The organism is Turicibacter bilis (assembly GCF_024499055.1).
GTDB lineage: Bacteria > Bacillota_I > Bacilli_A > MOL361 > Turicibacteraceae > Turicibacter > Turicibacter bilis.
Genome location: NZ_CP071249.1, coordinates 1,490,705 through 1,512,511, shown reverse-complemented (window position 1 = coordinate 1,512,511; position 21,807 = coordinate 1,490,705). Strand labels below are relative to the sequence as shown.

Here is a 21,807-nt window from a genome sequence, read left to right as displayed (position 1 = left end):
GGTTAAATAGTTATCGACAGGTGAAGAAGAACAAGAAGTGAAGTTAATTTTAGCGTTAAAATAGCAAAGAGGACCTGAAAGAGGTCCTCTTTTATTATAAAAGTGGATCGTATGATTTAAATGAATCGTTATTTATCTCCGTATTAAGGATGAGATGATGATCACTAGTTGAGGTTAGAAGATAAATAGGAGAATTTTATCTTTTTAAATGGTATTGGAGGTTGAAGTTAAATGAAGAATTCAGAGATAAATAATTTAATAAATCTGAATATTTGAAGTTAGATTGTGATGAGATTGTACCGAATACAGAGCTATATTAATTAATTTGAATGCTAGTAATTAAATGGTGAGGATGAGTGATAAGTAAGTGTGTAGATGTAATGGTTGCTAAGATGATGATAGAGATTTGCAATGTTCATAGAGTGATTGTAATGATAATGAGGATACAGTGTTTCAACAGATAGATGAGTTTAAGGAATGAAGATTCTGCGGATTAGTTGGATGAGGAGAGTGAGTGTATGATAAATGTTAGAAGAGTTTTTAATAGATTAAATGTACAATTATTAGTTCGGTCCTTAATGTGTTTTTGCTTTATATACTAGGCTATAGTTTTATCATGTTTCATAGTGAATGGTAAGAGTGAGTACAAGTGTGGTTTTATACTGTTATGATAAGGACTGTGTTTTTGGTTGGAGTGAGTCATGATTATATTAGAAATCCTATGCTTTAAATGTACTGAATGCTTTTGGGGATTTTGTTTTAGATGTGATGCGTTTAAAACTGAGTGATTAGGAGGATATTTAGTTTGAATGTGTGAATTTTGAGGTAAAAATGAATATGTTTTTTAGTGTAAGTGTGCTGTATGTAAAACTGGTGGGTTAGTACAAAATGTGGTTTGAATATACGGATGATGTAGTAGGTATGTGTATGAGTATATGGTTAGAAAGGGAGTTTGTTTTGGGATAATTGTGGTGGATGTAAAACTAGTTAATTGGCATGAAATATGGTTTGAATTTACAAGTTTGAAGTAAGGATGTGGCTAAATGTACTATTAGGGATAAGTTTATTTTTTAGTATAAGATGTGGTGGATATAAAACTGACTAATTAGTAGGGATTGTCGTTTGAATGTATGGAGTGTGGGGGAAGGATGAGTATAAATGTATTGTGATAGTGGATGGTGGTATTAGTTTAAAGGTTGATGTATTAGTATAGGTGTGGCTGGATTGTGTGAATGAGTAGTGGTTAAAAGCTGACGTAAACAAGTAGTGTGGTGTTATAATGATGAGTGAAGTTCATTTTGCTCGGAAGGTGTGTTGTTTAGTGTAGCAGTGAATGGGCTATAATAAGAAGAGTGTATTAAGTTTCAAATATTCAGATGTCTTGATCAAACGTATGAATGTTAAAGGTGATAGATGAGATAAATGAGTGATGATGAAGTTATGAATGGAGGAATGTTAATTTGATGATGTTTTATGAAATAAGTTATGTGATAAAGGAATGATGACAGAAAACAATAAGATGGAGGATTTGTTATATTATTGTGGGATTAGTTAATGGTCTGATCAAGAAACTGTTAGATTATATTGTGTATGTTGGTTTGGATTTGATTTTTAGTTTAGAATCTAACAGGTGAAATGAAGATTTGTTTATCGAACCCTCATTTCAATAATAGTTTATTCAGATGAATCTTTTTTGAATGAGCAAAAGGAATAGTTGCTAGAAAAAGATAAAAATTTTTATAGACGTCCATTTAAAATGAAAATGTGGCTGTGCCCCTATATAAGTGAATATATATTCAGCTCAAATTGTGGTATAATAGAGACGTTAATTGGCATTTATGAAGGGGGTCTTTTAGATGAAGACGAAGTCGCTTGTTAACGCGGCAATTATGCTAGCCATTTATATGGTCTTTTTTGTTTTATATAATATTGGAGTTTTGCCGACAATCATGTCGATTTTATTACCTATTCCACTCATTGTTTATTCAGTCACGACAAATCGAGTTCGAGATGTGTTATGGTTATTGATTGGGTGCTTTATTGGAACATTTTTATTTGGCTCAGTTTATGGACTAGTTACAACCTTGAATTATGGGTTGATGGGTGCTCTGATTGGTATTGGGATTATAAAGAAATGGCCGTATTGGCAACGTCTTTTAAATGCAGCAATTGTATCAGTCATTTCGTTTCCAATTTTAACTTATGTGGTTACAGGATTAAATCTCCAAGAATCCATGGCACAAATGGCGGATGAAATGAATGGGATGCTTGAAGCTATGTCAGCTTTTTTACCAGCGAATAATGCTGAGATGCTGTTACCAGTTCAAAATATGGTTAGTACAATGATGACGACGTTATTACCAACGATTCTTATCTTAATGGGATTAGCTTCAGCGTTTTTAAGTGATACGGTTGCAACTAACGTTCTTAAACGTATGAATTATGAAGTTACTAAACGTGGAAATGTTAACCGTTTCCAATTAGGTGCGAAATTAGCAGTGACTTTATTAATTAGTCAAGTGGCGATTGTATTTATTCCAAATCATGCAGTAAATGTTGTATTGATGAATGTCATTATGCTTTTAAACACGTTGTTCTTATTACAGGGGATTGTGGTGGCAATGTCTTATTTTAGATCTCGTAATAAGAGAGGATTTGGAACTTTTATTATTATTTTTGCTTTAATGTCTAGCTTCTCAATGTTTATTTCGGTGCTCGGGGTGATGGATGCGTTGTTCGATTACCGTGAGCGATTTGCTGTTAAAAAATCATAATGAAAGGTAGGTGGTAATGGTGAAAAAGATTAGGAAATGGTTAGAAGAATATCAAGATCATCTTGGATATCTGGTGATTTCTATTGTTTCTTTAGTAGTGACTGGAATTTATGCTTATTATCAATCTGATGTGATCTCTCTAATCATCTTCTTATATTTTGTAGGAGATGCTATCTATCGTGTGAATGCTTATTTTCACTATAAAGCGGATACGCTAAAGAAGATTGAATCGATTTCGTATCGTGTCAAGCATGCAGGGGAAACAGCGTTTAATCAATTACCGATGGGGATTTTACTTTATGATGAAGCTTATGAAATTGTTTGGTTTAATGGGTATTTAAAGCGCGTTTTTAATCAAGATTTACATGATAAGGTGTTAAAGGATTTAAGTGAACAACTCTATAATCGATCGCTTGGTGATGAGGAATCATTTAAGATAACTGTTAATCAACAGACGTATCAAGTGTTACATATGAAAGATGAACGATTGATGTATTTTACAGATTATACAGAGTATACAGAGTTATCACGAAAATATGTCAATGAACAGCCCGTTGTTGGAGTTCTTGTGATGGATAATTATGACGAGGTCTTTCATAATTTAAATGAACAAGAAAAAAGTGAATTCTATGGAAAAATCATTTCGATTATTATGCAGTGGGCCGATCAGCATAAAATCTATATTCGAACGACAGCTAGTGACCGTTTTGTTTTAATGATGCCGTACGAGGTGTTACAGCAACTTCGCGAGACGAAATTTACGATTATTGATAAGGTTCGCGAAGCAGCTAAAGAAAAAGATATTATGTTAACGATTAGTATCGGGTTAGCAACTGGATACGATAGTTTTTCTGAACTTGGACAACGTGCGAATTATATGTTAGATTTAGCACTAAGCCGTGGGGGGGATCAAGTAGCGATTAAAATCGCAAGTGATGATAAGTTTTTATTCTACGGTGGAAAAACAAATCCAGTTGAGAAACGTAATCGTGTTCGTGCGCGTGTGAATGCACAAGCTTATGAGCGTTTAGTTCGTGATAGTGAACGTGTCATTATTATGGGACATCGTTATCCGGATGTGGATGCGATTGGAGCCAGTATCGGATTATTACGAATGGGAATTGCTTCAAAGAAAGAAGCTTACATTGTTTTAAAGCAGGAGGAGCTAGATAAAACAGCTAAAAATTTTGTTGATGAAATTTTAAAAGATGAAAAGTTGAAAAAGTATTTCATTTCAAGTGAAGCAGCGATTGAATTAATGACCAAAAATACGTTACTAGTAGTTGCGGATACGCAGGATCCAAAAATGGTGATAGAGCCAGCACTTTTACCGCGTGCTAAGAAAGTCGCTGTCTTTGATCATCATCGACGAGGCGTTGATGTGATTGATTCGGTGCTTTCGTTTGCGGAGCCTTATGCCTCATCAACGGTCGAATTAGTTGTGGATATGTTCGATTACTATTCACAGAAAATTAAAATGACGCCATTAGAAGCTTCGATTATGTTAGCGGGAATTATTGTTGATACGCGTCGATTCTCGTATCATACGGGACGACGAACGTATGAAACGGCCGCTATTTTAAAACAAAAAGGAGCGGAAGAGAAGTTAGTTCAGCAATTGCTCCGAACGCCGCTTGAGAATTATTATAGTAAGGCACATCTCATTGAACGAGCAGAAATCTTTAAAGATGAGTTTATTATTGCTTGTGCAGATGATGAGATGGTGCTTGAAAAAGTTCAAATTGCTCAAACAGCCGACGAGTTGTTAAATGTTCAAAATATTAAGGCTTCATTCGTAATCTCACGTATTGATGAGCAGTACATTGGAATTAGTGCTCGTTCACTAGGTGATGTGAATGTTCAAGTGTTAATGGAACAACTGGGTGGTGGTGGGCATTTAAATAATGCAGCAACACAAATGCGTAGTAGCAGTACACAAGATGCTGTTTTACAATTAAAAGAAGTTATTGTTAAAGAGTTAGAAGAAAGTGGTGAGTCTAAATGAAAGTAATTATGTTAGAAGATGTTAAAGGTAAAGGTAAAAAAGGTGAAGTTAAAGATTTTCCAAATGGTTTTGCGAACTTCCTAATTAAACAAAATAAAGCGATGGATGCAACGCCAGGAAATATGAATAAATTAAAAGCTCAACAAGCGGAAGAAGAAAAACAAGCCGAGTTACGCTTAGAAGAAGCCAAAAAGTTAAAAGCTGATTTAGAACAAAAAACAGTGATTGTTAAAGTAAAATCAGGAGATAACGGGCGTGTGTTTGGTTCAGTTAGCACAAAAGCAATTGCTGAAGAGTTCCAAAAACAATTCGGAATCAAATTAGATAAACGTAAAATGGATTTAGAAGAACCAATCCGTGGATTAGGAATGGCACGTGTTCCAATTCATTTACATCCAGAAGTAGTCGCAACTATTTCAGTTCAAATCAAAGAAAAATAAGAGGTTATGATAGATTAACGTTAGAAAGTTGGGTATCCCATGTTAGAATCGCCAAATCGTCAGATGCCTCATAGCACCGATGCTGAACAAGCTATTCTTGGGGCCATGTTGCTCGATGAAAAGGTGTGTGAGGATGTCAAACTCAAATTACAGCCAGATGATTTTTATCATCATCGTCATCGCATTATTTATGAAACGATGCTGATCCTATTGGACCAAAATATTGGGGTCGATGTGACAACAGTTACAGCGTATCTTCAAGATCATAAACGTATTGCTGAAATTGGTGGTGTGGAGTACATCTTAACGATTTACGAAAGTGTCGCAACGACAGCACATACAGAGCATTATGTCGAGATTGTTTTAGAAAAATCAATTTCACGTTTAATCATTAATCGTGCTCAAAGTCTAATTGAGCAAGGATATGATCCAGAGACATCAACTCAAGATTTAATTGATACGGCTGAGCAACAATTCTCAGGCTTAGCTCGATTAAATCAAGGGTCTGATTTTAAACAAATCGATAATGTCATCATTGACTTTATTAAAAACGTTGAGCGTTTATCTCAATCAACAGGTGAAGTAACTGGATTAACAACTGGATTTACCGCACTTGATAATATGACTTCGGGTCTTCAAAATAACGACTTAATTATCGTTGCTGCCCGTCCTGCGATGGGGAAAACCGCATTTGCCTTAAATATTGCGCAAAACGTGGCCAAGCTAAATCATGTGAATGTTGCCATTTTCAGCTTAGAGATGGGGGCCGATCAGCTCGTATCCCGTTTAGTTAGTGCCGAAGGACGAATTGAAGCGCATCGTTTAAAAACTGGGAATTTAGAAGGGGCGGATTGGCGTTCATTGAAAATTGCCACCGATGTATTAAGTAATTTAGGCATTTATATCGATGATACACCTGGTATTCGTGTTGGAGAATTGCGAGCAAAATGTCGACAACTTCATCAACAAAAAGGTCTTGGATTAGTAATGATCGACTACTTACAGTTACTTTCTGGTAGCAAGGCTAACGGTGGGAATCGTCAACAAGAAGTCTCTGAAATTTCACGTATGTTAAAAGAGATGGCACGTGAGTTGAAAATCCCGGTTATTGCTTTATCGCAGTTATCACGTCAGGTGGAAAATCGTGAAGATAAGCGACCAATGATGTCAGACTTACGTGAATCAGGAAGTATCGAGCAGGATGCCGATATCGTTACTTTCTTATATCGTGAAGATTACTATAAAAAGGATCCGGAATTAAACGATAATATCGTTGAAGTTATTTTCGCGAAGCACCGTAGTGGGGCTGTCGGGACAGTTAAGTTAGCCTTTAGAAAAGAAATCAGCCGATTCGAAAATCTGGTTAATGTTCCAGAGTCAGCTCACATCCCAGACGTCTAGTAAAAAACATCTAAGTTTAAGATGCGTTTTACATAAAACACATTTTGACGATACGTTTGACTTATATTATAATTAGGAATGAACAATTAGAGGAGGATTCGACTATGTTTGAACGTTTAGAGGCAATCTTAGAGCGTTATGAAAAAATTAACGAAATGATGGCTGATCCTGCAATCGTTACTGATATTAAAAAATTAACTGAATTATCAAAAGAACAACGTGGTCTTGAAGAGACAGTTAATGTGTATACTGAATATAAAGAAATTGCAGCTTCAATTGAAGATTTAAAAGAAATGGCAAAAGACTCTGATCCAGAAATTAGTGAAATGGCCGAAATGGAATTAGAAGAGTTAAAACCACGCCTTCCACAATTAGAAGAGCGTTTAGAAATCTTATTAATTCCTAAAGATCCCAACGATGAGAAAAACGTAATCGTTGAGATCCGTGGAGCTGCGGGTGGAGATGAAGCAAATATCTTCGCATCAGACTTATACCGTATGTATACAAAATATGCTGAGGTAAAAGGATGGAAAATTCAAGTCATGAACGTTGACTACTCTGAATCTGGAGGGATGTCACAAGTTGAGTTCATGATCTCAGGTGAAAGTGTATACTCTCACATGAAATATGAATCAGGAGCACACCGTGTACAGCGTGTCCCTGCCACTGAATCTCAAGGACGTATCCACACATCAACAGCAACTGTTTTAGTTATGCCAGAGGCTGAAGATGTAGATATCGAAGTAAGTATGAATGATATCCGTGTTGATACTTTCTGTTCATCAGGACCTGGAGGACAGTCAGTAAATACAACTAAATCAGCGGTACGTTTAACTCACGTTCCAACTGGAATCGTTGTATCATGTCAGGACGGAAAATCACAACACGAAAATAAAGCCAATGCCTTAAAAGTATTAAAGGCTCGTATCTATGATTCAATCTTACAAGAGCGTTTAGAGGCTGAAGGTGAAGAACGTCGTTCTAAAATCGGAACAGGTGAACGCTCTGAAAAAATCCGTACTTACAACTATCCACAAAACCGTGTCACTGACCACCGTATTGGATTCACTATCCAACAGTTAGACCGCGTTATGGAAGGTAAATTAGAGCCAGTTGTTGAAGCTTTAATTACAGAAGAACAAAAACGTAAATTAGCCGCTCAAGACTAATGATATTAAATAAAAAATCTAACTTCAAAATGAAGTTAGATTTTTTATTTATTCTCTACTTTATGATTATCTTAAAATTTATTTATATAAGTCTAGAAATAGAAAAAAGCGCCCGGGGGAGGGGCGCTTTTTTAAAAATTAGGAGAAACTGTAAAGGGGGGGAACCTTTACAGTCTTAATTGTGATGACAATTCAATGGGGGGATTGAATTGTCATCTTCCCTCGAGTCTCTCTTGGGGGGGTGAGAGTAGGCTCAGAAAAAGTCTTTACCATAATCGAGGGAGTAAAGTATTAAATACTTTGGGAGAGAATTATAAGGAGAGAGTATGAAAAATAAAACTTTAAAAATTGGGGAGAGAAATGAGTAATGAAATAAAGTTTTATATGGGGGGGAAGAGTATGCCCGTAAGTTCTCGTCTTACGGACAATTATATTATGAACCAGTACTATGAATTTTAAACGTAATTTATGTAAAAAAGTTAAGATTATTTATTATAAAAGTCGTATGAACAAAATAGTGGTGTGAATTTTACACTTAACTACTGATTTCCTTGCTACATCTAATTCTAATATATGTATCATATCCTAAATGGTTCCATGAAAGATTGGATATCTTCCATAATAGAATGAAGGTGCATCTTTATTATAGGAGAGAGTTATATCATTAGGATTCATATTCTTCAGAGTGAGTGTATGCTTTCATATCTAATAATCCAAGATAAGTTGTAAAAAATTTTATTTGCATGTTTTAGCATTTTAGAGTAAAATGATGGTTGATTTTAAGAAGACGGTGATAAAGATGAAAACAATGCGTGAATTGTTAAAATGGGCTGAAGATTACGCCCTTGAAAATGGAAAAGAAGATTCGGCTGTTAAATTATTATTAATGCATGTAACTGGGAAAGAAAGTTATGAGATTTTAGCCGATATGAATATGCAAGTGCCAGTGGAACAAGTTGAAGAATTTGAGCGCTGTGTTAAAACATATGTTGAACAAAATATTCCTGTTCAACACATTATGGGATACGAAACATTCTTTGGACATAAATTTATTGTCAATGATGATGTCTTAATCCCACGCTTTGAAACGGAAGAATTAGTGGCTAATGTTTTATCAACTTATGATGATGTATTTGATGGTGCTCCTGTTAAGGTCGTCGATGTAGGAACAGGAAGTGGAGCGATTGGTGTTACTTTAGCAGTTGAAGAACCGAATATGGAAGTAACGGTGACTGAATTATCAGAGGCCGCTTTAGAAGTTGCGAAACAAAATGCTTCTAATTTAGGAGCAAATGTAACATTCTATCAAGGAGATATGTTACAACCGTTAATTGAACGCGGATTAAAGTTTGATATTCTAGTATCAAATCCTCCATACATTCCATTAACTGAAGATGTGGATCCACTTGTTAAAGATAATGAACCACACTTAGCGTTATTTGGTGGAGAAGATGGATTAAAATTCTATCGTCAAATTTTAAAAGATGCTCATAAAGTTGTAAATGAGAAAAATATTATTGCATTTGAACATGCATATAACCATAAAGAAGCAATGGCGGAATTAGTGAAGCAACATTTTCCTAATTCTAAGTTTGAAACATTAAAAGACTTAAATGGGAAAGACCGCATGACTATTATCATTAATAACTAAGATTTAGCCTAGAAATGTGAAATACATTTTGGTTTCTATATAAAAAATTAATTTCCTTTTAGGGAAGGATAAGAAAAAGGGGATGTCCTATGACATCCTTCTTTTTATAGAAAGGATTTGTAAATGCATGATTTATCAAAGTCATCAATTAAGTGAAGCGTTAGCGATGATTACCCAAGAAGATGTGATTGTTTTTCCAACGGATACAGTCTATGGAATAGGAGCTAGTATTCATTCACCCAATGCTTTAGATAAAATTTTTGAAATTAAAAATCGTCCAACAGAAAAGTCTTTAATTGTTTTATGCGCAAATGAAGACCAGTTAGAGAAAATTGTAGGTCCATTATCAGTAGAAGTTAAAAAGTTGATTGATGCGTTTTTACCTGGAGGATTAACGTTAATCTTAAATTGTTATATGCCTTTACCTAATGAGATTACGCGTGGAAAACAGACAATTGGAGTTAGAATTCCTGATCATCCATTAGCTTTAAAGTTATTAAGTGAATTAGGTCCATTGGCAACAACGAGTGCCAATGTTTCAGGTGAAGTAAGCCCAACAAGGGTAGAGGTGGATAATCCAGTTATTCATCGTGTGGATTATGTCTTTGATGATGGAGAAACGAAAGCACAAATTCCCTCAACTATTTTAGATTGCACGACGAGTGAATTTAAAATTTTACGAGAAGGAGCCATTTCATTAGAAGAAATTCAAAAAGTTTTGCATAAAAAATAATTTTTGAGGAATACTACGTATAATTTTTTGAAAACTGTCCATAATGAGGTATCAGGTGAAAGGGATGGTGTTTAGAATGAATCAGAAATCAACAATTATCGTAGTATTAACATTAATTATGATGGTAACAGTTTATCAAATTGGGAAAGCAGAACCTCAATCAGATAATGCACAAGTCATTGTGAATGATACAGCCATTCGTATTCGTATTATTCCAAATTCAAATAAATATGAAGATCAACAAGCTAAGAAAATGGTTCGTTATGCAATTGATGAATATTTAGCAGCTAATAAATCTGCTTTTGAAACGATTAATTCAACTCGTGAATTTATTATGCAAAATATCGGTGACATTGAAGATACAGTCGCACATGTCTTAGATACGATTAATTATGAGACAGGTTTTGAAGTGAGCTATGGGGCGCATTTATTCCCAGAAAAACAATACAATGGTGAAACATATGAAGCGGGATATTATGAGAGCTTAGTTATCACAATTGGTGAAGGAATGGGGAATAACTGGTGGTGCTTTATGAATCCAGATCTTTGTTTAGGCCCAAGTGCAACATCTAATGAATCAGAAGATTCAAGTGAGTGGAACGCACAATATAATGCAATGGAAAGTACACAAGAAGCGTTCCAAGAAAAAAAATTCAAATCGTATATTGGTGAAGTTGTAGATACTTTGTTTGGTACAAAAGAAACAGAAGCTTATGTAATATCAGATGATTCAACAAAAGCAAATTGGTATTTATATGAGGATGAGTATTAATTAGTCATCACCATCCTCCTTTCCGTCCTTTTATTTTAAAATCTTATCAGCATATTTTATTCCCCTTTAACATATACATGACGTTGAAGGGGGATTTTTATGATGACTGATAAAGAAGTAAAACGTTATGAAGCAACTGATTATGACCTTGTTCTAGAATTTATGAAGAAAGTGACGACACTTGAAACAGTTAATCCACAGATTATTGAGCAATCCATCCTCATTAAACAGTTTGATAAAGTATCAGGAATGGTTTCATTTGAGGCTTTTGATCAAGTTGGGATTATTCGTTATTTTATTTATGATCAAAACATTGTTCCAGATTTATTGGTGAATATGTTTTTTGAATTGTATCGATCAGCTAAAGAAAAAGAGATTAATCAATTAGTCGCTATCACTTCTCATCCATATGCGCGTCAATTATTTGGATTGCTAGGATTTGTGGAAATGAAGAAAACATCCAATCTAAATATTCCGGAGTTATTAAAATTAGAGGATGTTCAACTGATGAGTATCAAATTTTAATAGTAGACAATAAATTTTGGTAAAATATAGATTGTTTTATATAAAGGAGAACTAAAATTGGTTTTAATTACCGATAATTAGTTCTTTTTTTATTTAAAATTTGGAGTAAAGTTAATAGATGAGAACTTACATAGGATTTTTTTTACACCTTTAATGCAAAAGTTTAGAAAAAAATATGTTATAATAAAAAAGATAGAATTATTTTACAGAATAAAAGGAGCGTTATTCATGAAAGTAGCTATTGCATGTGACCATGGTGGATTTGAATTAAAACAAGAAATCTTAGGTTTACTCAAAGACATGAATGTTGAATTCGAAGATTTCGGAAGTTATGATAGTTGTGCAGTTGATTATCCAGATTATGCATTTAAAGTATCAGAGTCTGTAGCCGCGGGGCAATTTGATCGCGGTATTTTAATCTGTGGAACTGGAATTGGAATTAGTATTGCTGCCAACAAAGTAAAAGGGATTCGTTGTGCATTAGTTCATGACTTATTCTCTGCAAAAGCAACAAGAGAGCATAATGATTCAAATGTTTTAGCTATGGGTGGACGTGTCATTGGTCCAGGATTAGCACGTGAGATTGTATCAGTTTGGTTAACGACTGAGTTTATGGGGGCACACCACACTGCTCGTATCGAAAAAATCTCGAAGTATGAAAACGCTTAAGGGATCCTGTGCTTAGGATTTCTTTTTTATTTCATAGATACTTGAAAAAAGTAAATAATTAAAGTGTGTGAAAATAAAAGTGATGTTTTTATTTTTAGACTCTTGAAGTTCTTGGTATTTTTTCTGCGGAGTATACATTGAAATGAAAGTAAAAAAGTTGTAGAATTACTAATTGAATTATATAAAAATATAAGGTGTATGAGGTGACCGATGTGGTTAAAGTTAATATTTTAGATCATCCATTAATTCAGCATAAGTTGACACAAATTCGTCAGAAAGATACATCTACGACGCAATTTCGTCAAATGATTAATGAGATTGGTGGATTAATGGTGTATGAAATTACACGCGATTTACCATTAGAACAAATCGAAATTGAAACACCAGTTGCTAAAACAAAAGCAAATGTAATTGCAGGTAAGAAAATGGTTGTTGTTCCAATTTTACGTGCAGGATTAGGAATGGTTGATGGTATCTTACAAATGATTCCTTCAGCTCGTATTGGACACATTGGAATCTTCCGTGATGAGGAAACATTACAACCTGTTGAATACTTTGCTAAGTTCCCAGAAGAATTAGATCAACGTGATATTTTTATCGTTGACCCGATGTTAGCAACAGGGGGATCTGCTATTGCTGCTATCAATTCAATTAAACAACGTGGCGCTAAAAATATTAAGCTAGTTTGCTTAGTAGGAGCTCCTGAAGGAGTTAAAGCAATTAATGAAGCTCATCCCGATGTAACAGTTTACTTAGCATCATTAGATGAAAAATTAAATGAAAAAGGTTATATCGTTCCAGGTTTAGGAGATGCTGGTGACCGTATCTTTGGAACAAAATAATGAGTCAGCCACATAAAGTTGTTAAAGCCATGAAGTGGATGTCACTTCTTTCTCAAATAGGGATCACCATGATTGCCAATATATTTGTTGGATTATTTATTGGAAAGTATCTCGATCAATGGTTAAACACATCTCCGTTATTTTTACTGTTATTTGTATTTATCGGAGTTTTTAGTGGCATTAAAAGTGTCTATCTGTTAATAATTAAAATAGATAAGAGGGATAAGTCTTGAGTCAATTACAAAATGATCCAATTCGTGTCATTCCTAAACGAGTAATTCAGTTAGCATTAGTATTTACGTTTTTTATTGCCGTGATTACAATGGTATTCAAATTACCAATAGTTAATGTTTTAATTGGATATTGGTTAGGAGTTGTAGTAAATTTAATTAACTTCCGACTTATTGTTATCGGAACAAAGAATGCTCTTGAACAACAAGAAAAAGGTGCTAAATCAACGATGAAGACAAACTTATTGCTTCGTTTAGTGATTTATGCCGGAGCTCTTGTTGCAACAGTTCTTTTATTAGGAACACCAGCATTCGTTGCAGCCTTCATCGGTATTTCGATGGTAAGATTTGCGATTCAAACTGATGGTTTCTTTACGTTTGGTTATGGAAAAAACAAAAAGTAATCGTCGTTGAATATATATAGCTAATTAGAACGTATGATTCGATCTATTTTAGCCACCGATTATCATAATCGGATTAACAAGAAAATATGGAGTCACCTTCAGCAAAGGAATCTCTAAGAAAGGAGGTTAAGAATGAGTCCACTACTGATGAATATCTTCATAGGAGATAAAGAGGGAAACACAATTGTTAATCCAACGGTGTTTAACTCGGTTGTTTTAGTTCTTGTGCTATGTGTGTTCTTTATTATTTGTGGGAATGCCGTTAAAAAGGCTGATCCATCTAAACCATCAAAAGGTATTGTCTTGTTCCTAGAGATTTTAGTGACAGGTATTGAAGGATTAGTTGAGCAAACAATGGGTGTTAAGCACTTAAATTTTGCACCATTCATTGGGACATTAACAGCATATTTAATCTGTGCCAACTTATTAGGGTTACTAGGATTAAGTGCACCAACATCTGATTACAACGTTACATTAGCCTTAGCGGTTATTACGATTGTTGTCATGATCGGATCAGGGATTAAAGCAAAAGGAATCGGAGGGTACTTATACGATACGTACCTTGGAGACTTCCCATTCTTATTACCTTTAAATATTACCGGAGAGCTTGCGAAACCAATCTCGTTATCTTTCCGTTTATTCGGTAATATTTTAAGTGGTGGTATCATTATGTCGCTTATTTATCAAGCGCTTGGATGGTTCTCGCCATTGATCGCACCGGCTTTACATGGATATTTCGATATCTTCTCTGGTGTTATCCAAACATTAATCTTCATCATGTTAACTATGATTTGGTCTCAAGGAGCAATGGAGTAGTTAACAACAAAAAACTAAGGAAAATAAATGTTAAATCAGGAGGAATTAAATTATGTTTTTACAAACAGTTGCATCTTCAATTTCAAGTGAAGCATTCGTATTAGGTATGTCAGCAGTTGGTGCTGGATTAGCGGTATGTTCAGGTATCGGTACAGGGATCGGGCAAGGTAACGCGGCTGGTCAAGCTGCAGCAGCAGTAGGTCGTCAACCAGAAGCAAAAGGTGACGTAATGCAAATGATGATCTTAGGGCAAGCGATCGCCGAAACATCAGCGATCTACGGATTCGTAGTTGCCATCATCTTATTATTCATCAACCCACTTGTTAGCTCATTATAATTCGTAGTACTGTAAGCAGTTATTATACGTAGTTATATTAAAGACAGATAAGAAAGGGGGCAACCTACTTGCAAATCTATATCATGCCAGACTTAGTCAATTTTACGTTACAAATTTTATCGACTTTAGTCTTATTCTTAGTGATTAAACGTTTTGCATGGGCTCCTATGAAAGAATTCTTACGTAAGCGTCAAGAATTAGTTTCTCAAGAGATTAACCATGCAGAAATGTTAAAAGCTGATGCGATGGCTTTAAAACAGTCTGCTGAAGCACAAGTGCAAGTTGCACGCGACGAAGCACGTGAGATTGTTGAAAACTCTAAAAAACAAGCACAACATATGCATGATGAAATCGTGTCTAATGCTCGTAAAGAAGCTCAACAAAAATTATCTAAAGCAGCAGCAGATATTGAGCAAGAACGCAAAGCAGTTTATGCTCAAATTCGTTCAGATATCGTAGAATTAGCTGTATCTTCAGCTGAGAAAATGATTGAAAAAGAAATCGATGCTAATGTTCATAACGAATTATTTGATCAATTCATTGCTAAAGTAGGTGGAAGCCATGAGTAAAATCGCTTCTACTTATGCTCAAGCATTATTTGATGCAGCGCTTGAGTCAAATGTTTTAGAAGACATTAAAAATGATTTCAATGTTATTCGCTCTGTTATGAAAGAGCAGCCACAATTTATGGAGATTTTAACGCTTCCTAAATTAGATAAAAATGATAAAAAAGAGTTAATTAAAACAATTTTCTCTAAAGATGCATCACAAATTTTAGTTAATTTTTTAATGGTTTTAATTGATAAAGATCGTATTAATTTATTAACTGAAATTATGATTGCTTATAACGAATTAGTGAATCAACATTTTGGCATTCTTGAAGGAACTGTATATAGCGCAGTTGCTTTAAGTGAAGGTCAGTTAACAGAGTTAACGTATGCATTCACGAAAAAGTTAAATCAAAAAGTTAAACTTAATGTTGAAATTGATCCATCATTATTAGGTGGATATAAAGTTAATTTAGGTAATGTTGTATATGATAACTCAATCAAATTACAATTAAAGAACTTAAAAAATAACTTATTAAATGTTGAGTTAAAATAGAATAGAGGTGAGCATTGGTGGCCATCAGACCAGAAGAAATTAGTGCAATTTTGCGCGATCAAATTAAAAACTATGAGCAAGTATTAGATGTAACTGAAACTGGGACAGTTTTAACAGTTGGGGACGGAATCGCTCGTGTTCACGGACTTCAAAATGTTATGTCTGGTGAAATTATTGAATTCGCCTCAGGTGCTGTAGGGATGGCACAAAACCTTGAAGAAGATAACGTTGGGGTTATCATCTTAGGTGAGTACCGTTCAATCAGTGAAGGTGACGAAGTTAAACGTACAGGACGCATCATGTCAGTTCCAGTTGGGGACGCTTTAATTGGACGTGTTGTTGATGCCTTAGGAAATCCAATCGATGGTTTAGGACCAATCGAAACAGATAAATTCCGTCCAACAGAAGTAAAAGCAACAGGAGTAATGGCTCGTAAATCTGTACATGAACCATTACAAACAGGTATCAAAGCGATTGATGCTTTAGTACCAATCGGACGTGGTCAACGTGAGTTAATTATCGGTGACCGTCAAACAGGTAAAACTGCAATCGCCGTTGATACAATCTTAAACCAAAAAGGTAAAGATGTTATCTGTATTTACGTTGCAATTGGACAAAAAGAATCTACTGTTAACTCAGTAGTTGAAACGTTAAAGAAACATGATGCGATGGATTATACAATCGTTGTATCTGCAGCAGCATCTTCTCCATCTCCAATGTTATATATTGCCCCATATTCAGGTGTAACAATGGCAGAGGAATTCATGTACCAAGGAAAACACGTATTAATTGTCTATGATGATTTATCAAAACAAGCAGCTGCTTACCGTGAATTATCATTATTATTACGCCGCCCACCAGGTCGTGAAGCATATCCAGGGGATGTATTCTACTTACATTCACGCTTATTAGAGCGTGCAGCGAAGTTAAACGATGAATTAGGAGCAGGATCGATTACTGCATTACCATTCATTGAAACTCAAGCAGGTGACTTATCTGCATACGTTGCAACAAACGTAATTTCAATCACAGATGGACAAATCTTCTTAAAATCAGATTACTTCCACTCTGGTATCCGTCCAGCAGTTGACGCCGGATTATCAGTATCACGTGTAGGGGGATCTGCTCAAATCAAAGCAATGAAAAAAGTTGCGGGGACATTACGTCTTGATTTAGCTTCTTACTACGAGTTACAAGCATTCGCTCAATTCGGATCTGATTTAGATGAAGCAACTCGTGCTAAACTTGCTCGTGGGGAACGTACAATCGAAGTATTAAAACAAGGTGTTCATCAACCAATCGCTGTTGAGAAACAAGTATGTATCCTTTATGCTTTAGTTAACGGATTCTTAGATAGTATTGAATTATCTGATATTAGTCGTTTTGAAAAAGAATTATATACATTCTTAGAAAATGAACGTCCACAAATCTTATCTCACATTCGTGATACAAAAGATTTACCAGACACTGACTTATTAAACGAAGCACTTGAGAGCTTTAAAGCCGTTTTTAACTAATAGAAGGGCGGTGAACAAGTATGGCTCAGTCAATGCGCGACATTAAAGATAAAATTACTTCGACTCAAAGTACGAGTCAAATTACAAAAGCCATGCAAATGGTTTCAGCTGCAAAATTAACAAAATCTGAAGCTAAAACTAAAAACTATCACCATTATATGCAAACACTTGAAGATATGGTTCGTAACATTTCTAGTACATCTAGTATGGGACACCATCCATTCTTCAAATCAAAACGCGAATCAAAATGTACAGGATACTTAGTTATCACATCTGATCGTGGTTTAGCAGGTGGCTATAACGGAAATGTTTTAAAGTTATTACAGCATGAAGTTAACTCTCTAGCGAAAGATCAATATAAAATTTATATGATCGGTAGTAAAGGATTTGATTATGCAAAACGTGCTGATTTAACGATTGAAAATGAATTTGTTTTTGTTCCAGATGACATCATATATCAAGACATTAAACCTGTTGTTGATAAAGTAATCGGTGATTATATGGATGGTGCTTTAAGTGAAGTAGTTATTATTTATAATAACTATATCTCTAAAATCGCTCAAGAACCGACTACAAAACAAATTTTACCTTTAGTACCAAAGAAAGCTGAAAAGGCAACGGCTCAGTATTCATTTGAACCTAAAGAGGAAGATGTAATTAATGCTATTTTACCTAAATACTTAGAAGGTACAATTTATGGGGTAGCAATTACAGCTAAGCTTTCAGAACATGCATCTCGTATGAATGCGATGCAAAATGCAACAGATAATGCATTAGAAATTATTCAAGACTTACAGTTAGTTTACAATAGAGCAAGGCAAGCAGCAATTACGCAAGAAATCACAGAGATTGTTGGTGGAGCTTCAGCCTTAGAATAAAAGGAGGTCATCATAAATGGCAACAGGTCATATTGTAGCCGTAATCGGACCAGTAGTAGACGTGAAGTTTGACTTAGATCATCTTCCTGCTATTTACAATGCCTTAACTGTTGATTATGAAGTTGGTGGGGAACGTAAATCATTAACACTGGAAGTTGCAGTGCAACTTGGTGATGGTGTTGTACGTACTGTCGCAATGGATGCAACAGATGGGTTAGTCCGCGGATTAGAAGTTGTCGATACAGGAAGCGCAATTAGCGTTCCAGTAGGAGAGGTAACTTTAGGACGTATTTTTAACGTATTAGGTCAACCAGTAGATAACAAAGGAGCAGTATCAGCTGACGCTCCTCATGAAGGAATTCATAAAGAAGCTCCTAAGTTCGATGAATTATCTACAACAGTTGAAATTCTTGAAACAGGAATCAAAGTCGTAGACTTATTAGCACCTTATATCAAAGGTGGTAAGATCGGTTTATTCGGTGGTGCCGGAGTAGGTAAAACTGTATTAATCCAAGAGTTAATCAACAACATCGCTCAAGAGCATGGTGGGATTTCGGTATTCGCCGGTGTAGGGGAACGTACTCGTGAAGGGAACGACTTATACCATGAAATGACTGAATCAGGAGTAATTAACAAAACTGCCATGGTATTCGGACAAATGAACGAGCCACCTGGTGCACGTTTACGTGTTGCCTTAACAGGTTTAACGATGGCTGAATACTTCCGTGATGAAATGAAACAAGACGTATTATTATTTATTGATAATATTTTCCGTTTCACTCAAGCAGGTTCTGAGGTTTCTGCCTTATTAGGACGTATGCCATCAGCGGTAGGGTACCAACCAACATTAGCAACTGAGATGGGACAGTTACAGGAACGTATTACTTCGACTAAGCAAGGATCAATCACATCAATCCAAGCTGTATACGTACCTGCAGATGACTATACTGACCCTGCACCAGCTACAACATTCGCCCACTTAGATGCAACAACAAACTTAGAGCGTCGTATTGCGGCAATGGGTATCTATCCAGCAGTAGACCCATTAGCATCAACATCACGTGCGTTATCACCAGATATCGTTGGACAAGAACACTACGATGTAGCTCGTCGTGTCCAAATGATGTTACAACGTTACCGTGAATTACAAGATATCATCGCTATCTTAGGTATGGATGAGTTAAGTGACGAAGATAAAAAAGTAGTACACCGTGCTCGTCGTATCCAATTATTCTTATCACAAAGTTTCCACGTTGCAGAACAGTTCACAGGATTAAAAGGTGCTTACGTACCAGTTGCTGAAACAGTTCGTGCATTCAAAGAAATCCTTGATGGAAAACATGATGATTTACCAGAAGAAGCATTCCGCTTAGTTGGAACAATCGAACAAGCTATCGAAAAAGCTAATAAGATGAAATAGTGTGAGGTGGTACCGTGTCAGTGATGACTATTCGCGTAGTAACACCAGATAAACTTGTATTCGATGGAGAAGCAGAACGCGTCTTCGCTCGTGGGATTGACGGAGATTTTGCTGTTTTACACAATCATATTCCAATGATGACACCATTAGGTGTTGGAGAGTTACGTATCGATATGAATGGGGAAAGCTCATACATTGCTGTTGATAATGGAATTTTTGAGGTTTCAAATAACCACATTAACGTTTTATCAAATGATGCAATGATGGCTGAAGACATTGATGTTGCACGTGCTAAAATGGAGCTTGAGCGTAGTGAACGTCAAAAACAAAACGCTAAAACCCGTGAAGATTTAATTAAATCTGAAATGGAAATTGCGAAACTTCTCAACCAAATACGAGTTGGTGAAAAAAGAATCTCTGAATAAAAAGAGGCCGATATGGCCTCTTTTTTTATAGGAATTCTTATTATTTTCTTATTTGTTATCAAAGGTGTCTTGTCACCTATTGTATCAAAAACAAAAATACCTCTTATTTTATAATGTTACCTATTTCTTATTTTTATCTAACAAAGATACAACAAAGATTTCATGACCAGCACAAGAAGGTGCTTATTACTATACGCCAGCTTTCTTTACAGATAAATACTCTATGAGTCAAGTTCGTACGGAAATTGGAGTAGCTGTTGAAAATGTTATTCTTGGAGATCAGAACCAGAAGTTGCTTCAGAAAATCTACTTAACTTATTCAAATAATAAATAAATCCGTGTAAAATAAAACCTATGAATGATTTATAGGTTTTATTTTTTAGGAGGGATGACAATGAATATTCAAGCGTATTTCATGATTATTTGGTATATTTTAATGTTACCTATTGTGTTTAAAGTTTTAATGTCGTTAAGATTAGAACAACTTTTTAAAAAAGGAACAGGTCGTCAGGAAATCATTCTTTTATATATGATTTTAACAGTTAGTATTAGTAAGCTGTTTTTAGGATATTTTACCGATATCTTTTCTTTAATTAAACAAATCTTTTAGTTAATAGTCATATCACTTTATCTTGTGCATACCTTTGAATAGGATGTATTTTTAGAAAAGATAGGTGATATCGTGAAAAAAATTGCAGTAGGATTTGTAATCTTTATCGTAACTTTGATTTGTATTCCACTTTCATTTCAAGTCATTTACCAAGCACAAAGTCCAGAAACGGATTTTAATCCCCCTCAATCTATGGCTATTACAAAAGAACAAAACGAAGAAGAAAATCAAGAAGAAGAGGGGACGAATGAACAGATAGTGACTGTTTTTAGGGAAGCAAAAAATGAATCCATTGAACTTCCTTTAGAAACATATTTAATTGGAGTTGTTTCAGGTGAAATGCCAGCTTTATATGATCTTGAGGCACTTAAGGCGCAGGCCGTAGCGGCTAGAACTTATACGATTCAATTATTAGAATCACAAGATGCTATTCATGATACGGTCAAGCATCAAGTTTACTTAGACAATGAACAACTCAAAGAGAAGTGGCAGGATAAATTTGATGAGTATTATGGAAAAGTTTCACAAGCTGTTCAGGAGACAGCAGGAGAGATTATTACATATCAAGATGAATTAATTAAGCCATTTTATTTCTCGATTAGTAATGGCTATACAGAAAATTCAGAAGATTACTGGTCAACATCGTATCCCTATTTAAAAAGCGTCAATAGTGAATGGGATAAAACTGCACCTAACTATGAAGTTCAAACAGAATTTACATTAGATGAGTTAAGAAATAAATTTAATAATAAAAGTTTAACAAAAGATAGCTTTGTGATCTTAAATAAAACAGAAGGAAAGAATGTGAATGAAATTTTAGTCGGTGATAAAGTTTACTCAGGACGTGAATTTCGAGAAATTCTCGGTTTAAGATCAGCGGATTTTTCACTAACATTTAATGACAATAAGGTGATTATTACGACATATGGGTATGGACATGGAGTCGGAATGAGCCAATATGGAGCTAATGAATTAGCGAAACAGGGGAAAAACTATCGAGATATCATTAATCATTATTACCAAAATGTTAATATAATTGAAAAAAATTACTAATTTTGAATAAGATAGGAAAAATGTGGTCATCA

General features: G+C 35.0%; 23 protein-coding genes. All 23 read left to right on the top strand.

Annotation, left to right across the window (positions count from 1 at the left end):
- Positions 1–1,856 precede the first annotated feature (1,856 nt).
- On the top strand, positions 1,857–2,774 hold the full coding sequence (locus tag J0J69_RS07275) for a DUF2232 domain-containing protein (protein ID WP_055275178.1): 918 nt from the start codon (positions 1,857–1,859) through the stop codon (positions 2,772–2,774).
- A gap of 19 nt (positions 2,775–2,793) precedes the next feature.
- The gene (locus J0J69_RS07270; RefSeq protein WP_055275176.1) at positions 2,794–4,779 is read left to right on the top strand and encodes a DHH family phosphoesterase; all 1,986 of its coding nucleotides are present in this window, start codon (positions 2,794–2,796) and stop codon (positions 4,777–4,779) included.
- Positions 4,776–5,219 (top strand): 50S ribosomal protein L9, encoded by a 444-nt coding sequence (gene rplI / locus J0J69_RS07265; RefSeq protein ID WP_055242771.1) that lies wholly within the window; start codon positions 4,776–4,778, stop codon positions 5,217–5,219. Before J0J69_RS07270 ends, rplI begins: the two co-directional genes overlap by 4 nt.
- A gap of 39 nt (positions 5,220–5,258) precedes the next feature.
- The gene (gene dnaB / locus J0J69_RS07260; protein ID WP_055242773.1) at positions 5,259–6,620 is read left to right on the top strand and encodes a replicative DNA helicase; all 1,362 of its coding nucleotides are present in this window, start codon (positions 5,259–5,261) and stop codon (positions 6,618–6,620) included.
- Between the two features lie 104 nt (positions 6,621–6,724).
- Complete coding sequence (prfA, locus tag J0J69_RS07255; RefSeq protein ID WP_212724771.1) at positions 6,725–7,789, top strand: peptide chain release factor 1; 1,065 nt, start codon at positions 6,725–6,727, stop codon at positions 7,787–7,789.
- A 799-nt stretch (positions 7,790–8,588) separates the two neighbouring features.
- Positions 8,589–9,440 carry a peptide chain release factor N(5)-glutamine methyltransferase gene (gene prmC / locus J0J69_RS07250; RefSeq protein ID WP_212724772.1) on the top strand — a complete coding sequence of 284 codons (852 nt, stop codon included), beginning with the start codon at positions 8,589–8,591 and terminating at the stop codon, positions 9,438–9,440.
- Between the two features lie 127 nt (positions 9,441–9,567).
- Entirely contained in the window at positions 9,568–10,173 is a 606-nt protein-coding gene (locus J0J69_RS07245; protein ID WP_212724773.1) for an L-threonylcarbamoyladenylate synthase, read from the top strand.
- 76 nt (positions 10,174–10,249) lie between these two features.
- Positions 10,250–10,945, top strand: coding sequence for a stage II sporulation protein R (locus tag J0J69_RS07240; protein ID WP_212725714.1), 696 nt, complete (start codon positions 10,250–10,252; stop codon positions 10,943–10,945).
- Between the two features lie 99 nt (positions 10,946–11,044).
- Positions 11,045–11,470: a hypothetical protein gene (locus J0J69_RS07235; protein ID WP_237252464.1), complete on the top strand. Its 426-nt coding sequence runs from the start codon at positions 11,045–11,047 to the stop codon at positions 11,468–11,470.
- A gap of 228 nt (positions 11,471–11,698) precedes the next feature.
- Positions 11,699–12,139: a ribose 5-phosphate isomerase B gene (gene rpiB, locus J0J69_RS07230; RefSeq protein ID WP_055242784.1), complete on the top strand. Its 441-nt coding sequence runs from the start codon at positions 11,699–11,701 to the stop codon at positions 12,137–12,139.
- Positions 12,140–12,351: 212 nt separating this feature from the next.
- Complete coding sequence (gene upp / locus J0J69_RS07225; RefSeq protein ID WP_055242786.1) at positions 12,352–12,981, top strand: uracil phosphoribosyltransferase; 630 nt, start codon at positions 12,352–12,354, stop codon at positions 12,979–12,981.
- Positions 12,981–13,214 carry an AtpZ/AtpI family protein gene (locus J0J69_RS07220; RefSeq protein ID WP_055242789.1) on the top strand — a complete coding sequence of 78 codons (234 nt, stop codon included), beginning with the start codon at positions 12,981–12,983 and terminating at the stop codon, positions 13,212–13,214. Before upp ends, J0J69_RS07220 begins: the two co-directional genes overlap by 1 nt.
- The gene (locus tag J0J69_RS07215) at positions 13,211–13,615 is read left to right on the top strand and encodes a hypothetical protein (protein WP_055242790.1); all 405 of its coding nucleotides are present in this window, start codon (positions 13,211–13,213) and stop codon (positions 13,613–13,615) included. The genes J0J69_RS07220 and J0J69_RS07215 overlap by 4 nt, the downstream gene beginning before the upstream one ends.
- 132 nt (positions 13,616–13,747) lie before the next feature.
- Complete coding sequence (gene atpB, locus J0J69_RS07210) at positions 13,748–14,431, top strand: F0F1 ATP synthase subunit A (protein WP_055242792.1); 684 nt, start codon at positions 13,748–13,750, stop codon at positions 14,429–14,431.
- Positions 14,432–14,483: 52 nt separating this feature from the next.
- Positions 14,484–14,768: an ATP synthase F0 subunit C gene (atpE, locus tag J0J69_RS07205; protein WP_055242795.1), complete on the top strand. Its 285-nt coding sequence runs from the start codon at positions 14,484–14,486 to the stop codon at positions 14,766–14,768.
- 68 nt (positions 14,769–14,836) lie between these two features.
- Positions 14,837–15,337: a F0F1 ATP synthase subunit B gene (gene atpF / locus J0J69_RS07200; protein WP_055242797.1), complete on the top strand. Its 501-nt coding sequence runs from the start codon at positions 14,837–14,839 to the stop codon at positions 15,335–15,337.
- Complete coding sequence (locus J0J69_RS07195; protein WP_055242799.1) at positions 15,330–15,872, top strand: F0F1 ATP synthase subunit delta; 543 nt, start codon at positions 15,330–15,332, stop codon at positions 15,870–15,872. The genes atpF and J0J69_RS07195 overlap by 8 nt, the downstream gene beginning before the upstream one ends.
- Before the next feature lie 17 nt (positions 15,873–15,889).
- Positions 15,890–17,389: a F0F1 ATP synthase subunit alpha gene (gene atpA, locus J0J69_RS07190; protein WP_055242801.1), complete on the top strand. Its 1,500-nt coding sequence runs from the start codon at positions 15,890–15,892 to the stop codon at positions 17,387–17,389.
- 20 nt (positions 17,390–17,409) lie between these two features.
- A complete protein-coding gene (gene atpG / locus J0J69_RS07185; RefSeq protein ID WP_212724776.1) occupies positions 17,410–18,267 on the top strand; it encodes an ATP synthase F1 subunit gamma in 858 nt (285 codons plus the stop codon).
- Between the two features lie 16 nt (positions 18,268–18,283).
- Positions 18,284–19,687, top strand: coding sequence for a F0F1 ATP synthase subunit beta (gene atpD, locus J0J69_RS07180; protein ID WP_055242805.1), 1,404 nt, complete (start codon positions 18,284–18,286; stop codon positions 19,685–19,687).
- A gap of 23 nt (positions 19,688–19,710) precedes the next feature.
- Positions 19,711–20,112 carry an ATP synthase F1 subunit epsilon gene (gene atpC, locus J0J69_RS07175; RefSeq protein WP_237252482.1) on the top strand — a complete coding sequence of 134 codons (402 nt, stop codon included), beginning with the start codon at positions 19,711–19,713 and terminating at the stop codon, positions 20,110–20,112.
- Positions 20,113–20,506: 394 nt separating this feature from the next.
- Positions 20,507–20,722, top strand: coding sequence for a hypothetical protein (locus tag J0J69_RS07170; RefSeq protein ID WP_055242809.1), 216 nt, complete (start codon positions 20,507–20,509; stop codon positions 20,720–20,722).
- Between the two features lie 72 nt (positions 20,723–20,794).
- On the top strand, positions 20,795–21,775 hold the full coding sequence (gene spoIID, locus J0J69_RS07165) for a stage II sporulation protein D (RefSeq protein ID WP_212725713.1): 981 nt from the start codon (positions 20,795–20,797) through the stop codon (positions 21,773–21,775).
- Positions 21,776–21,807: the final 32 nt, after the last annotated feature.